The following is a 14,867-nucleotide window of genomic DNA, read 5'->3' as shown; positions in this document are numbered from 1 at the left end:
CGCCTAGAGCCAGCCGTGCGCCCGGTACCAGTCGACCGTCCGGGTTAGCCCGGCGCGCAACTCGACAGTGGGCCCCCAGCCGGTTCGCCGGCCAAAGGCCGTCCAGTCGGTCCGCCAATCGGGATGGGTCAGCTCGCGCACCTTGCCGCGCGATAACGGCGCGGCCCGCCCGGTGAGACGCGCCACCCCCTCGCCTAGTGCCCCCAACGGGATAAGGGCTGGCCGCCCGAGACGCAAATACCACGGCCGCACGCCACAGGCACATGCGGCTATCTCCATCAGCTCGCGCCAGCTGTAGCCGTCAGGCCGGTCATCGGCGATCTCGTAAATCGCCCCGGACGCGCCCGGGCCCGCGAGCCAGGCGGCGATGGCTGAGGCCGCGTCGTCGGCGTGGATGAGACAGACCCGGGCCGTGGGCGGACCGGGAAGCGGGGCGATCCGCAGCCGGAGCAACCGCAGGAACATAAGGATCTGCGGGTCTCCCGGCCCGTACACCGCCGGCGGCCGGAGCACGTCGACCGGCAGATCCATGCGCCCGGTCAACGCCCGCTCTCCGGCGCGCTTGCTTGCCGCGTAGGGCGACAACGCCGGATGCCGCGCCGCAAGACTGGAGACGAAAAGGAAGCGGCCAACCCGTGCGGCGGCCGCGCGCTCGGCCAGCCGGACGGTTCCGGCGTGGTTGACCGCGTCGAACCGGCCCGGCCGGTCAGCGGCGACTAGACCGGCCAAGTGGATCACCGCATCGCAGCCCGCGACGAGTCGGTCCAGGGCCTCCGCATCCGCCAGGCTGCCGCGAACGGGCTCCACGTCCGCAGTGCCGTCAGGCCCGCGCCTGTGGTAGAGCGCGCGGACGGAATACCCCGTCCTAGCCAGCTGGGCGACGACGCGCCGCCCGAGAAATCCGCCCGCCCCGGTCACCGCGACCCGCGTCGCCCGGGCGGAAGTCCCCGGTCCGGCGGTGGTGTCGGCAGACGGTGCCACCACTCACTCGCCAGCTGTTGCCGCCGGGCCGGCATTGCCCAAGCTGCCGGAAAGGTACAACTCGCGCGCCTTGGTCCGACTGAGCTTACCCGAGCTTGTGAACGGCAAGCTACGCGGCGGGACAAGTATGACACGGCAGGTGATAGCTAAGCTCTGGAACAGCGCGGCCTGGATGCGCTCGCGCAGGCGCTTGCGGACCTGCGGGTCCCGTGCGCGAATCTGCGCAAGCAAGACCGGTGTTTCCCGCCCCGCCGAATCAAGCACCGAGAAGGCGGCGGTGTCGCGGTCGGACAACCTATCGACCGCCTGTTCAGCAACCCACTCCAGGTCCTGCGGTGGGATGTTGCGGCCGTTGACGATGATCAGATCCTTCCGGCGGCCGGTGACGTAGAGGGCACCGTCGGCAAGGTAGCCGAGATCGCCCGTGTCCAGCCAGCCGTCCGGCCACCCATCAGGCTGCGGCGCGCCGACACTGTTCGCATCGTTGTCGACGTAGCCCCGCATCAGGCTGGGGCCAGCGACGAAGATCCGGCCCACCGCGCGCTCGGCAAGACGGCGCCCGGCGCTGTCCCGAATCTGGACCTGATGGTCGGTCAGCGGCCGGCCACACGCAACGAAACGGCATGCCTGCGCGGTGTCGCCAGCCGACACCGGCCGGGCTTCACCGTCCCGCATCAGCGCCGTGGCATCCACCGTGTCGACCACCGGGGCGTGCCTCGTGGCGTGGAAGCTTACGGCAAGCGTCGCTTCCGCCAGCCCGTAGGACGGCGTGAAGGCCGTCGCGTGGAAGCCGGCCGGCGCGAAGGTCGCGGCGAAGGCCTCCAGCGTTTCCGGGCGCACGCGCTCGCCACCAACCCCCGCGATTCGCCAGCTGCTGAGATCTAGCTCTTTCAGCCCGGGCGCGCGGCGGGTGCAGAGCTCGTAGCCGAAGGTCGGGCTGAACGCCACTGTGCCGCGGTTCGCCGAGATCAGCTCCAGCCACAACGTGGGCCGCAGGGCGAACGCCTCCGGCGCCAGATAATCCACTGACATCTGACAGGTTACCGGCATCGCCAGAAAGCCGATGAGGCCCATATCATGGTAAAACGGCAACCAGGACACCGCACGGTCGTCGGCGCCGATGGCCAGCCCGTCGCGCACCGCGCGTGCGGCGTTCGCCATCAACCCGTGCTGATCGATCTGTATGCCGACGGGATCGCGCGTGCTGCCCGAGGAGTACTGGACGTGGCTGATCTCCGCCGGGCCGAGCGGCTGCAGCGCGCCTTCCCCAGGCCCCGAACCGGCCTCGTCCAGTAGCGCTGCGACGGTGGTTACACGGCCGACCTGCAGTCCGGCCACCGCCGCCTTAAGCGGTTCGAGGTCCCTCTCTCCGCCCAGTGCGATCCGGGCGCGCGCACTAACAAGGATGCGCCGCAAACCGTCGACGTAACCCGCCGAGTTGCCCAGGCCGGCCTGCGCGGGCACAGGCACCGCGTGAAGGCCCGCGTATTGACAGGCGAAAAACCCGACGGCGAACGCTGGGGCCATCTCCGCAACCAGCGCGACGCGCTCGCCGCGCTCCAGCCCCTGGGCAAGGAGCCCGCGCGCCACCTCAAGTGCGCGCCGCCGCAACGCGGCGTAGCTCACAACGGTCGCCACTCGGCCCCGGCGGTCGTAGAAATTGAGCCCGGTCTCACCCCGGGCTGCGTAGTCCAGGGCGTCGGTCAGGTTGGCGAAATCGGCAGGGCGGTATGCCAGGGACGGGTCGCTGGTGGGTGTTACCTCTGGCGCCCCCGAGGCGGGGGTGGCAGGCATAGGCTTATTAGCCACGGCATGGCTCTCTTGTGGTTGCCTCATCGCTCTCAGCTGGTGTTCAGCGTGTCCGCCGGCGCGTGAGCCGCGCCGACCGGACGCTTCGGGCAGGTGTACGGCGCGGCTATCCCCCTTTTCACCTGAGGCCGTCCGCGGGGCGGAGCTTGTCATTTTCGACGGCTAAGCCATAGCGGCGCAGCGTGTCGTCTCATTCGGGTCCCCTCCGCGAACAGTCTGTATCACAAATCCTTCACTTTTTCCCAAGCCCCGACCGTGTGCTTCGCGCGATCGTGAACATCACCGCTCCGGGCAACGTTCGGCATCGGCGGGAAAACCGCCTTTGATTGCGCCGGGCGCGCTGAACGAACGGTGACGGGCGAATCAGATAGAAGACTGCGCGGTTAACCGTTCCTGAATCCCGTATCTGACGTATCAGACAGGGTTCGCCGGGGGAACAGCAGCCCCGGCTGACGTCCGGTCGGAGCGGGTGGACACAGCCGGTGGCGAGGCCACCGCGCAGGCCCGGCTCCGGCGAGCCGCCCCGGTCCGGGTGCGTCCGGGCGCCGACGTCGCGGTGGGACGGTGCGTCTCCCGCGAACGCCTCGGGCGAGCGCCCCGCCATCGGGGCCATACGTGCCTCGCCTCATGCTGCGCGGCTGAGACGAGGGCGTCACGGCGCATGCAGACGAGACGCTCGCCGTATCCCATCGCCCGGCGGGCCAGAACGAGCGCCGCCGCGTGATGGCGCGTCAGGTTCAAGCCCCGGGCGTATTTCTTCTCGCCGATGAGCGATGAGTACGCTGGGTTCACCGCGTGAAGCTCCACCCCGCAGCGCCCCCAGCGGGCGGCCAGCCTGGCGTGGAACTGCGTGTACTCGAACCCGCTCAGGCGCCGGGCATGATGCTTCGAGACGTTGTGCAGACCCGCCTTTTTCTGCTGGAAGTCCAGGTTCTCGCACGCCACAGCCATGCCGCGGGCCCACGCCGCGTCGACGATCCGCTTCACCGCATCGCCGATCATCGCCGCGGCTTCGTTCGTGTCCGTACCGGCCGTGGGGAACGGCTCGGACCAGCGCTCGACCGCATTGCCGTACCGGTCCACCACCATCACCGCCACGTGCTCCACGTTCAGATCCAGCCCTATCGTGCCGGCGCGGGTCGTGGCGGTGACGGCCGGCGCCGGTTCCTCGATGGTCGCGTTGGCCTGCCAGGCGCCGTCGTCCCGGCGATAAAAACGCCACGTGATACCCGCGCCCAGGTCCAGGGCGGCGCGCATCTCCGCCTGACCGTAACGGAACTGCACGCCGTGCAACGTCTTGAAGCCGCCGCCCAGCGCATCCGGGAGACGGACCGTGAGGGTCTCCACCGTCTGGTTGCCGGCCGCCTCATCCTTCGAGCCGACCAGCGTGATCATGCGGGTACGTCGCTCACGCCATTCACCGATCTCGCCCCGGCGCAGTTTCCCACGGCCGCCAAAGCAGATCTTCGGGACGGATCGACGCGCTTCGGCCCGGGCCGCGTCGAGACGGGCCTGCAAGGTCGCTTGCCGACGCTTCTTCTGGTGCAAGCCGAACTGGACGTTGCGGATTTTGCGACGGGACGGGTCTGTCTTTCGCCGCTCGTCCTGAAGCTTACGCTCGAGCCGGGTTACGGCTTTTCCGGCGTGTTTGAGCTGATCCGCAAGGTCTTTCACCCGGTGATCGATCTGCCCCCGCCAGGAGTTCACCGCCTGGTCGAGATCGAACCGGATGCCGTTGAACTGCCGGGCGGAAACGCCGAACCGGGCGATGCCATCGCGTTTGACGTCCTTGACCGGCCGACCGCGCACATACTGCTGCTTGAACGCCCAATGCCGGAGAGACGCCATGTGCCGCGCCCACGGCCCGAGCACCGCCTCGTCGTCCGTATCGCGGATGACCGTGCAGAACGTCCGGGTCATGCCGCACCGTCCATCGCCTTAACCGCACGCTTGGCCCGATGCCGAGCCGATCGACGTCCTTACAGACAGGCGGCCAGGGACGTCATCACGTCGATCATGTCCCGGACCTCAGGACTCCCCGCATTTTGCGGACTTGAGCGCGTCGGGGGCGGTGTCGTAACCGGGCGGAGTCTTTCCCGGTTACGCACGGAGGGGAGTGTTGCTCGACGCATTGCCCACCGACGATCGTCACCAGGAGCTGACCACCTATCTCGGCTCGGTCTTCGGGGAGAACGTCCACGTCAAGCGGATCGAGTCCCTCAGCGCGGCGACGCTGGGCGTTATTAAGAGCGCGTCGCTGGCGGTCTGCACGATCGGACAGGCCCTGGCGCAGGCCCGCGAGCTGACGACCAAGCACGCCATCAAGCAGGTGGACCGCCTGCTGAGCAATTCCGCCATCGATGTCTGGGAGATGTTCGCCGACTGGGTGCCCGAGGTGGTCGGCAACGCCCAGGACATCGCCGTGGTGATCGACTGGACCGAGTTCGATGCGGACGACCAGGCGACCCTGGTGGCGAGCTTGGTCACCAGCCACGGCCGGTCCACACCACTGATCTGGCTGACCGTCTGGAAGGACGAGCTCGAAAACGCCCAGAGTGATTACGAGGATGCCGTCTTGCGCCGACTTTGGGAGGTGCTGCCACCCGACGTGGCGGTCACCGTCCTGGCGGATCGCGGCTTCGGCGACCGCAAGCTCATGGGCTTCCTGGACGAGCTGGGCTTCGAGTATGTCATCCGCATCCGCGGCAACATCACGGTCGAGGCGGCCAACGGCGAGACGCGCAAGAGCGCCCAGTGGGTCGGCAAGCAGGGGCGCGCCCGAAAGCTGTCGAACGCCCGCATCACCCGGGCTCGCAAGCCGGTGCCCGCCGTGGTCTGCGTCCACGCGAGGGGGATGAAGGAACCGTGGTGCCTGGTGACCAGCAAGGCCGAGGCCAAGGCCGCCGAGATCAAGAATCTGTACTCTCGGCGCTGGACCACGGATATCGACCAGACATGACGACTCTCAAGACTCAAAGGGGTGACAAGCAGGGCTATCGCATTTGGCCGAGGATGTCGTAGGCGATCTGGTTGGACCAGCCGACCCGCTTGCGTTTCAGGCTGATGGAGAGATCCCGTCGCGCGTTGCGTAGCAAGTTGAGGGCCAGCTTGCGCAACACAGCGAGGTTCTCGGGGGCGTTGTCGGCCCGGTTGCGGGCTCTGTCCTCATCGAAGGTTTCGTCGAGGACCCAATGTAGGCTGTTCTCAATCCGCCAATGACCGCGCACGGCCTCGGCGAAGCGTTGGGCGGTCATCTTTGCGGACCCAAGGTAGTAGCGCCGCGTTATGGTGGTCTGGCCGTTGCGTGTCACCTCGGCCTCCACCATCGCGAGGCAGCCCAGCCCAGGCGGTAGCTCTGGCAGCCCTGCGGCGGTTTTGGGTCCGTTGAGCCAGCTGAGATCATGGCTGACATAGTGTCGCCGGACCTCGATCCGCCCGTGGCCCTTGTCGGTCGTCACCAGCGGTTCGATGCCGTGGCCTTCGGCAGCTTCAAAGAGCTTCGCCACCTCGCTGTGCAACGCGGGGCGATTGTCCTTCAACGCCAGGAGATAGTCGCCGCCCTGCTCCAGCACCGTCCGGACGGTCTCGTCCTGGCAGTGGATCGCATCCGCGGTGACCAGAACCCCGCGCAGATCCAGGCACGCCAGAAGCGCCCGCGCGGCCGTGATCTCGCTATCGCCGTCGCCCGACCGGAAACCTTTCTGGCCCAGGACGAAGCGCCCACCTGCCCACCTCCGGACGAACGCCCGGCTCACCCGCTCCGGTAGCGACCGCGTCGCGCCACCGCCGCGTCGAACCACGCCCAGCGCGCCGTCTCTCGCCCAACTCCGGCCGAAACACTCGCACCTCCGCCGTGATCTCGCTATCGCCGTCGCCCGACCGGAAACCTTTCTGGCCCAGGACGACGCCTCCCTCCGCGGAGAACGCGGTCACCGCCTCGAGTGGCGACCGGTTGGCCGCCGCGTCGAACGACCGGCGCAGGGTCTTGCCATCGATCGCCATGATCCCGCGGCTGTCCTGGTTCATCTCCTCCAGGAACCGGCCGAAACACTCGGCGAAAGCCTCGGGGTCCAACAGCCGAAACACCCGGGAGAAGGTGTCGTGACTGGGGATGCCGTTGTTCAGATCCAGGAACTCGTCGAACAGGTCTTTGCGATCGACACCGAAAGCCGCGAACTCGGTACAGTTTTGCGCACCGGCGATCGACGCCGTGAGCGCGATCGTCAGCACCTCCATCAAATCATGCTGCGTGGCATTGCCGGTCCGCGGATCTGGCAGCTCGGCGAAGGTCAACTCGAACCAGGACAACGGGGACCTCCTCTGGATTCGTGTCCCCGACATTCGAATCGTCAAAACCCGCCTACGCTACCCCAGAACCGGCCGGCCTCGGCCTAATGCGATTCCCCTGCTGGGGACGACCCCTCACATTGACGCCGCATCCCCCGATGCCTAGCCTCCGCGCGCACGCGGGTGCGGCCCGCGGTGATCCCCGAACAGCCCCGGAAGTGAACGACGTGTCCGAGACGATTGCCGATCCCCTGCACCGCCGCGATGACATCTCCCGCGAGGAGCTGCGCGCGCTGGCCCTGAACGCCAAGGCCTGGCCGTTCGCCGAGGCGCGCAAGGTGCTGGAGCGGATCGGGCACAAAACGCCCGAGAAAGGGCATGTGCTGTTCGAGACCGGCTATGGTCCTTCCGGCCTGCCGCACATCGGCACGTTCGGGGAGGTGGCGCGCACCACCATGGTCCGCCGCGCCTTCCAGGCGATGAGCGACGTGCCCACCCGTCTGGTCTGCTTTTCCGACGATATGGACGGGCTGCGCAAGGTCCCGGACAACATCCCCAACCAGGACGCGGTGCGCGAACACCTGGGCAAGCCGCTGACCCGGATTCCCGACCCTTTCGGTACGCACGAAAGCTTCGGCCACCACAACAACGCCCGTCTGCAGGGTTTCCTCGACTTCTTCGGCTTCGACTACGAGTTCGTCTCGGCGACCGACTGCTACACCAGTGGCCGGTTCGACCAGGCGTTGCTCACCGTGCTGCGCCACTACGACGAGGTCATGGCGGTGATGCTGCCCACCCTGGGCAAGGAGCGCCAGCAGACCTACAGCCCGTTCCTGCCGGTCAGCCCCAAGAGCGGTAAGGTGTTGCAGGTGCCGCTGCTGGACCGGGACCCGGAGGCCGGGACGATCACCTTCGCGGACGAGGACGGCGAACGGATCACCCAGCCGGTCACCGGTGGACACGCGAAGCTGCAGTGGAAGCCCGACTGGGCGATGCGCTGGTTCGCGCTCGACGTCGACTACGAGATGTCGGGCAAGGATCTGATCGACAGCGCCAAGATCGGCGGTCAGCTGGTCAAGCTCTGGGGCGGCCGGCCGCCGGAGGGCTTCCACTACGAGCTGTTCCTGGACGACAACGGCGAGAAGATCTCCAAGTCCAAGGGCAACGGGCTCAGCGTCGACGAGTGGCTGACCTATGCGCCGTCGGACAGCCTCGGCCTGTACATGTTCCAGAAGCCGGGCTCGGCGAAGAAGCTCTACTTCGACGTCATTCCCAAGGCGGTCGACGAGTACCTGACCTTCCTGCGCAAGTTCGACGCGCAGTCGGCGCAGGAGCGGCTGGAGAACCCGGTCTGGCACGTCCACGGCGGCAACCCGCCGGCGAGCGAGAGCGGCCTGTCGTTCTCGATCCTGCTCAACCTGGCGAGCGCGACCAACACCGATGACCGCACCGTCCTCTGGGGCTTCATCACCCGCTACGTGCCCGATGCGGGACCGCAGGCGACCCCGATCCTGGACAAGCTGGTCGATCACGCGATCCGCTACTACCAGGACTTCGTGAAGCCCCATAAGCGCTACCGCGCGCCCACCGACGCCGAGCGCGCGGCGCTAGAGGACCTGCGCCAGCGCCTGGACGCGCTGCCGGCGGACGCCGAGGCCGAGGCGATCCAGACGGAGGTCTACGAGTCCGGCAAGGCGCACGGCTTCGAGAAGCTGCGCGACTGGTTCAAGGCGCTCTACGAGATCCTGCTCGGCCAGCAGCAGGGCCCACGCATGGGCTCCTTCATCGCGCTCTACGGGCTGGGTGAGTTCAAGACCCTGCTCGACCGCGCGCTGGCGGGCGAGGACCTGAGCCAGGGGTAGGGCGGGGCGGCGCAGCGTGCGCCTCATAACCTAATTTACTGGCTCGCCCAGACGATCCGGGCCATGAACGCCACTTCTTCCAGTGGCACTGTGCGGTCTTCGTGGCTGGCGTTGAGGGAGGCGAGTTCGATCCGGCTGGCGGTCTGGCGGACCAGTTGTTTGGCCATCACCTCGCCCTCGGTCGTCTTGACCACCACGCGGTCGCCGCGGCGCACGGTGGCCTGCGGCGAGACCACGATCAGGTCGCCGTCGCGATAGACCGGTTCCATCGAGTCCCCGCTGACCTCGAGCGCGTAGGCGTGCGGATCGCCGACGTGCGGGAACAAGACCTCGTCCCAGCCGGTGCCGACGGGAAAGCCGGCGTCGTCGAAGAAGCCCTGCTGTCCCGCCTGGGCGTGGCCGATCACCGGAATCCGCTGGGCCAGCGCTTGGGCCCCCGCGTCGCCCAGCAGGGCCACGAACTCCGCCAGCGAGGTGTTGGTGGCGCGTAAAACCTTGGCGACCGATTCCGTGCTGGGCCAGCGCGGCTTGCCCTGCGCGGTCATCCGTTTGGACTTGTTGAAGGTGGTCGCATCCAGCCCGGCCCGGCGGGCCAGTCCGCTGGCCGACAGGCCGTGCGCCTCGGCCAGGCGGTCGATCGCGCGCCAGATGTCCCCGTGTCGCAACATGGGAACATTGTCTTATACGGGGTTGCGACGCGCATTAGGAAAATAAGCATAATTACCATTTGAAACGGATTCGCGGACGGGTATGTTCTGCATATGTTCTTAGCGCGATGCGCGCAAGAATGCAACCTAAGGGAGAGTGCAGATGAGCCGAGATCGTTTCGTTCCGCGTCCTGCGACCGAGCAGTTGGGTGAGCCGTTCGCCGACGCGGAGACGGCTTGGTTCTGGTACGTGCAGTGCCGGTTGGCGCAACTCGACGGGGCCCGGGTCGGCGCGCGGGCGGGGCTGGTGGCCCGTCCCTGCGAACCATTGGACGTACTTGCCGTGGTCGACCGGCTGTACCGCCGCCGCCGGCTGTTGCCAGAGCATTTGCACGTGCTGGCGGACTATGGCCGGCGTTTGCTGCCGCCCGACCCGGACAGCCGGCGCGAGCGGCGCGCCGCCCACTTGTGGGGTGAAGCGTTGGGCGAGTTGACACCGGCCTTGCGCGCCAAGGGGATCGTGGCGTGAGCGCGCCGCTGGCAGGCCCGCAGCCGGTGCCGGTCGCGGAATCGCCGCAGTCTGGAATGCCGGCGGTTGCCGTGGTCGCTTTCTCCGGGGGCGCCGAGCTGTGGTGGCTGCGTCTGCTCAAGCCTGGGTTCCGGCACTGCCTGGTGGCCCTGGCGCAGCCGTCGGGCGGCTGGTTGCTGGTCGATCCGATGGCGCACGTCACCCGCTTCGCCGTCGTGTCCGGACCGATCGATCCGGTCGCCTGGTTCCTGGCGCACGGCCTGCTGCCGGTCCCGGTGCGCCCGGTGGCGCCGGCCCGCCGGGCCGCCCCCTGGGCGCCGTTCACCTGCGTCGAGGCGGTGAAGCGTGCGCTTGGCATCCGCGCCCGGTGCGTGGTCACGCCCTGGCAGCTTTTCCGGCACCTGACACGAGTAGAGAAAAAAGTCCTTGACATGGCTCCCGTTATAGGATTATAAACATAACTGCACACGCCAGAAGTGCGTCCCAACCGAAGCGCCGTCCGCGATGCCCCGCGGGCGGCGCTTTTTTGTGCGCGTGATAGGGCCACCCGGATTGCCGGACGCGACAGCCGCGAGGAGCCGCATGGGTATCTTCTTCCCCAGTCCGCCATCGCCTCCACCCCCTGCACCGACGGCGCCGGTCTCGCGGCCGCCAGCCCCGGCGCCAGTGCATCGGCCCGTTTCGCCGCCGCCGAAGCCGAAACGACCTGAACCAACACCCAGCCGCCCTCCAACGCGCGACCCGACGCCTAAGGTCGAGCCGCCGCAGCCTGAGCCTGAGCCGGCCAATGCGCCGCATCGCAGCGCCCCGGTGCGCCGGAACGTCGGGCTGATCCGGACCGGGCGCACCGGCGTCCTGACCGAGCGGCTGGACCGGCCGACGCGCAAGACCCTGTTGGGAGAGTAGCCGTATGTCCCCACCCTCCGTGGCCGTTCGCGATCCGGCCGTGTCGCCGGAACCGGCCTCGCCGCCCGCGCCGAAATACGACCCGGCGGCCCTGCTTGCGCGTTATCAGCGGGCGCGCGACCGTCGCGCATCCTGGGACGGCCATTGGCGCGATTGCGTTGCCTATACGCTGCCGCAGCGCGATGGCGCGGTCGCGCCGGCGGACCCCGGTCAGCGCGCCGCCGAACGGATCTTCGACGCCACGGCCGGCGACGCGGCGGAGCAGCTCGCCGCCAGCCTGCTGGCCGAGTTGACACCGCCCTGGTCGCGCTGGATCGGCCTGGTGCCCGGTACCGCCCTGGACGCGGATGAAGCCGCGCGTCTCGCGCCGCGCCTGGCGGATGCGGAGGCGGTGCTCCAAGGACATTTCGACCGCTCCAACTTCGCGGTTGAGATGCACCAGTGCTTCCTCGATCTGGTCGTGCTGGGCACTGCGTGTCTGTCGTTCGAGGAAGCGGCCCTTGGCGCGTCCAGCGCTTTTCGCTTCAGCGCCGTGCCGCTGCGCGAGGCGGTGCTGGAGGAGGGGCCGGACGGGCAGCTCGACGTCACCTTCCGCCGCAGCGACCTGACCACTGCGCAACTGATCCGCCGGTTCGGTCGCGCGCAGGTGCCCGAAGCCGCGTTGGCGGATGTGTCCGGCGATGCGGCGCAGCGCTTTCCGGTCGTGGAGGCGGTGCTGCCGGACGGCAGCGCCTACGACTACGTCGCCGTGCTGGACGATGCGGCTGGCGGCACGGGGCCACGCGTGCTGGCGGAAGGGCGGTTCGGCCGCTCGCCGTTCATCAATTTCCGCTGGATGAAGGCGCCGGGGGAGGTCTACGGCCGCTCGCCCGTGATGCGGGCGCTGCCGGACATCCGCACGGCCAACAAGGTGGTCGAGTTGACGCTGAAGAACGCGTCGATCGCGGTGACCGGCATCTGGCAGGCGGACGACGACGGCGTGCTCAACCCGGCGACCGTGCGGCTGGTGCCGGGCACGATCATCCCCAAGGCGGTCGGCTCCAGCGGGCTGACGCCGCTTGCCGCGCCCGGGCAGTTCGATGTCTCGGAACTGGTGCTTTCCGACCTGCGCGAGCGCATCCGCCGGACGCTCCTGACCGGCCAGCTCGGTCAACCAGCCAGCGCGCAGATGACCGCGACCGAGGTGCTGGAACGCAGCCAGGAGACCGCCCGTGTGCTGGGCGCGACCTATGGCCGGCTGCAGGCGGAATTGCTAACGCCGCTGGTCGCCCGGGCGCTCGCGATCCTGTCCCGGCGCGGGGAGATCGACGAGATCGGCCTGGATGGCCGGACGGTGCAACTGCAACTGCGCGCGCCGCTGGCGCAGCTGCAGGCGCAGAAGGACGTTGCCAATACCGTTGGCTGGATCGAGCGGGCGGCGGCATTGGGTGAGGCGGGGCTGTCGACCGTCGACCTCGCTGGCGCCGCCCGCTGGATCGGCGAGACGATGGGCGTCCCGGCCGAGCTGATCCGCCCGCAAGCGCCGGCCGACGGAGAATCAGGGGAGGGCGGGGATGTCTGACGCCGCCCTGCCCAGAGCGCCTGTGAGCGCAACGCCCGAAAGCGACCGGCCCGACGGCGAAGCGGTCGCGCGCGCCTTCGCTCGCTGCTTCGCCGGGGCTGATGGGGCGCTCGCGCTTGATCACCTGCGCCGGATCACCTTCGAACGCGTGCTGGCGCCCGAAGTGGGCGAGGCCGCGTTGCGCGACCTGGAAGGCCAGCGCCGCCTGGCCGCCAACCTGCTCGCCCTGATCCGCCGAGGGCGCGCCGGCGACTGAGGTCGCTGCGGTCCCGCATGTTTTTCACCTCTCGCACAAGGATCGACCCGCATGACCGACAGCCTGCTTGCCGCTGGTCCGACGCCGGCTGTGTCCGACCGCACGCCGCCGAAGGCTGCCCGTAGCCGGATCCCCGACAGCCCGAAGGTGCCCGACAAGTTCCGCGATCCCGAGACCGGCGACCTGCGCACGGAGGCGTTGCTGCGCTCCTACCTGGAGCTGGAACGCAAGCTGGCGCAGATGGTCGAGGTGCCGCGCGCCGACAGCCCGCCGGAGACGGCCGGCACCTTCCGCCGGGCGGTGGGCGTGCCGGACACGCCGGAGGGCTATCCGGTCGAGCCGCCGCACCCGATGATCCAGCCCGATCCGGAGGTCAACGCCCAGCTCCACGCCGCCGGCTTCACGCCCGAGCAGGCACAGCTGGTTTACGACCTCGCGGCCGAGCGGATGTTGCCGGCGATCCAGGAGCTGGCCGGCGAGTTCGAGGCGGAGCGTCAGCTGGAGCGCCTGGTGGCGCAGTTCGGTGGGCCGGAGAAGTGGCGCGAGGTCGCCGGCGCGCTCGGCGCCTGGGGCCGCAAGAACCTGCCGGGCGAAGTGTTCGAGGCGCTGTCGACCACCTACGAGGGCGTCCTGGCGATGCACCGCATGATGGCCAACGGCGAACCGGGCCTTGGCGCCGGCGGCGACGCCGCCCCCGAGCTGAGCGAGGACGACCTGAAGCGTCTGATGGCCGATCCGAAGTACTGGCGCCAGCGTGATCCCGCCACGGTCGCCAAGGTGCAGGCCGGCTTCCAGCGCCTGTTCTCCGGACAGCCCGGCGGATAGCCGCTGGACCGTCGCCGTTTGCACCGGGATAGCGGCCGGCGCCTCGCGGATCTCGTATTCCTGACGGGAACCGCTCGAGCGCGGCCGTGGACGGCGGAAGGCCGCTGGCTGCCCGAAGGTGTCGGCCGCGCGCCCCGGGTTTCCCTCCCCGGCCCGGTGCGCCATGCGGGTCGGCGCCACGCGTCCGCGCAGCCTTCCGCCGTCACTTGATAGGTGTAATGCGCTTATCTAGAACTCGCTAACCGGGTCATCCTGGAGGTCGGCGTGTTCTTGAAGCCTCACATCCAAACCGACTTTTCGGAAAAGGACATCATCTATGAGGCGATGGGCGATATCGTCCAGGAGTTCGTCGTGGCTGCCGAATGGGGCGAGGGGCCGGAGGGAACGCCGAAGGTCGGTAAACTTCACCTGATGTCGGTCAGTTTGATCGACATGACGCACGAACTGCCTGGTGGCGATCCCGATGTGCAAAGTCTTTACGATCTGCGGTTCGGCCTGGTCGAGAAGGAGGTGGATAACGACTTCATCGTCAGCGCACCTGCGTTTGATCGCGAAACGGCGAACCGGATTATCTCGGAAGACGATCGTCCCGTGGTTTTGTCGCTGATTCTGAAGGCAACGCGCCAATTGGTTCGTACGGCGAACGCGGATGCGATCACGATGTCGACGTTCGATGTTCATCTGCCTGAAAGAGCGCTAACGAAATATAGAAGGATATCGGATGTCGTGTGCGGGATTGGATATCGTCTGCACGATAGCTACGTAGACGACCAGGGCCGCAGCCGCTGGGTGTTCGTGCGCGAAAAGATTGCACTCAGTTCCGTACGTACGTAGCCTAGGTGTCTAGTTTGACGGCTTGCAGAGCCGAGAAAGGGCTGAACGATGTACAGCCGCGAAATTCTTGAGCAACTGAGTGACCGCGCCGGCGATACCTATCGCAACGGCCGCGGAACGTACGCCTCCGTGTCGCAGAAGCAGATGCGTCTGGCTTCGGAGGTCGAGGAGGAGTTGCGTCGCGATCTCCAGGTGCCTGCGCGGATCGCGGCGGCGGAGTAGACACACCCGGGGTACAATCTGCATGTCTGACCGGCTGAACAACCGTGGTTCGGCATCGGTCACAATCGCCGTTCTGAAACGCCCAGGAGCCTAAAGCTCCTGGGCGTTTTGCTGTCTGTCATCTGTTTTATCCAAGCGCCGGCTTCTG

General features: G+C 68.0%; 14 protein-coding genes and 1 pseudogene. 9 read left to right on the top strand and 6 right to left on the bottom strand.

Features of this window, described 5'->3' with window-relative positions:
• Window positions 1-3: 3 nt before the first annotated feature.
• The 3 genes from RHOSA_RS23335 to RHOSA_RS0117525 all read right to left on the bottom strand — a co-directional run bounded on the left by RHOSA_RS23335 (window position 4) and on the right by RHOSA_RS0117525 (window position 4,710).
• The gene (locus RHOSA_RS23335) at window positions 4-918 is read right to left on the bottom strand and encodes an NAD-dependent epimerase/dehydratase family protein (protein WP_037258979.1); all 915 of its coding nucleotides are present in this window, start codon (window positions 916-918) and stop codon (window positions 4-6) included.
• A 66-nt stretch (window positions 919-984) separates the two neighbouring features.
• Complete coding sequence (locus RHOSA_RS0117530) at window positions 985-2,790, bottom strand: fatty acyl-AMP ligase (RefSeq protein WP_215905020.1); 1,806 nt, start codon at window positions 2,788-2,790, stop codon at window positions 985-987.
• A gap of 414 nt (window positions 2,791-3,204) precedes the next feature.
• Entirely contained in the window at window positions 3,205-4,710 is a 1,506-nt protein-coding gene (locus tag RHOSA_RS0117525; RefSeq protein WP_027289701.1) for an OmpH family outer membrane protein, read from the bottom strand.
• Between the two features lie 199 nt (window positions 4,711-4,909).
• On the opposite strand from RHOSA_RS0117525, the gene RHOSA_RS23330 reads away from it, so the two are divergent.
• A complete protein-coding gene (locus RHOSA_RS23330; RefSeq protein WP_051432277.1) occupies window positions 4,910-5,749 on the top strand; it encodes an IS4 family transposase in 840 nt (279 codons plus the stop codon).
• Window positions 5,750-5,783: 34 nt separating this feature from the next.
• Here RHOSA_RS23330 and RHOSA_RS23325 read toward each other — a convergent pair whose 3' ends face one another.
• The gene (locus RHOSA_RS23325; protein WP_051432276.1) at window positions 5,784-6,545 is read right to left on the bottom strand and encodes an ISAs1 family transposase; all 762 of its coding nucleotides are present in this window, start codon (window positions 6,543-6,545) and stop codon (window positions 5,784-5,786) included.
• A 114-nt stretch (window positions 6,546-6,659) separates the two neighbouring features.
• A pseudogene (locus tag RHOSA_RS23320) lies at window positions 6,660-7,131 on the bottom strand (ISAs1 family transposase); the annotation flags it as partial.
• Window positions 7,132-7,304: 173 nt separating this feature from the next.
• Here RHOSA_RS23320 and RHOSA_RS0117510 point away from each other — a divergent pair.
• Window positions 7,305-8,939 (top strand): lysine--tRNA ligase, encoded by a 1,635-nt coding sequence (locus tag RHOSA_RS0117510; RefSeq protein WP_081728959.1) that lies wholly within the window; start codon window positions 7,305-7,307, stop codon window positions 8,937-8,939.
• Window positions 8,940-8,974: 35 nt separating this feature from the next.
• On the opposite strand, the gene RHOSA_RS0117505 is transcribed toward RHOSA_RS0117510, so the two are convergent.
• A complete protein-coding gene (locus tag RHOSA_RS0117505; RefSeq protein WP_027289699.1) occupies window positions 8,975-9,607 on the bottom strand; it encodes a S24 family peptidase in 633 nt (210 codons plus the stop codon).
• 142 nt (window positions 9,608-9,749) lie between these two features.
• On the opposite strand from RHOSA_RS0117505, the gene RHOSA_RS0117500 reads away from it, so the two are divergent.
• The 7 genes from RHOSA_RS0117500 to RHOSA_RS25270 all read left to right on the top strand — a co-directional run bounded on the left by RHOSA_RS0117500 (window position 9,750) and on the right by RHOSA_RS25270 (window position 14,719).
• Window positions 9,750-10,115, top strand: a complete 366-nt coding sequence (locus tag RHOSA_RS0117500) for a hypothetical protein (protein WP_027289698.1) — start codon at window positions 9,750-9,752, stop codon at window positions 10,113-10,115.
• Entirely contained in the window at window positions 10,112-10,570 is a 459-nt protein-coding gene (locus RHOSA_RS23315) for a hypothetical protein (protein WP_081728806.1), read from the top strand. Before RHOSA_RS0117500 ends, RHOSA_RS23315 begins: the two co-directional genes overlap by 4 nt.
• Window positions 10,571-11,025: 455 nt before the next feature.
• Window positions 11,026-12,582, top strand: a complete 1,557-nt coding sequence (locus RHOSA_RS23310; protein ID WP_051432274.1) for a portal protein — start codon at window positions 11,026-11,028, stop codon at window positions 12,580-12,582.
• The gene (locus tag RHOSA_RS23305; RefSeq protein WP_156092806.1) at window positions 12,575-12,838 is read left to right on the top strand and encodes a Bbp19 family protein; all 264 of its coding nucleotides are present in this window, start codon (window positions 12,575-12,577) and stop codon (window positions 12,836-12,838) included. The genes RHOSA_RS23310 and RHOSA_RS23305 overlap by 8 nt, the downstream gene beginning before the upstream one ends.
• 51 nt (window positions 12,839-12,889) lie before the next feature.
• The gene (locus RHOSA_RS0117475) at window positions 12,890-13,663 is read left to right on the top strand and encodes a capsid assembly protein (RefSeq protein WP_037256592.1); all 774 of its coding nucleotides are present in this window, start codon (window positions 12,890-12,892) and stop codon (window positions 13,661-13,663) included.
• 264 nt (window positions 13,664-13,927) lie between these two features.
• Window positions 13,928-14,497, top strand: coding sequence for a hypothetical protein (locus tag RHOSA_RS0117470; protein ID WP_027289696.1), 570 nt, complete (start codon window positions 13,928-13,930; stop codon window positions 14,495-14,497).
• A gap of 48 nt (window positions 14,498-14,545) precedes the next feature.
• Window positions 14,546-14,719 (top strand): hypothetical protein, encoded by a 174-nt coding sequence (locus RHOSA_RS25270; protein ID WP_156092804.1) that lies wholly within the window; start codon window positions 14,546-14,548, stop codon window positions 14,717-14,719.
• Window positions 14,720-14,867 lie beyond the last annotated feature (148 nt).

This window comes from Rhodovibrio salinarum DSM 9154, from assembly GCF_000515255.1.
Taxonomy (GTDB): domain Bacteria; phylum Pseudomonadota; class Alphaproteobacteria; order Kiloniellales; family Rhodovibrionaceae; genus Rhodovibrio; species Rhodovibrio salinarum.
The sequence above is the reverse complement of the archived record's forward strand: the minus strand, read 5'-3'. Positions and strand labels throughout refer to the sequence as shown.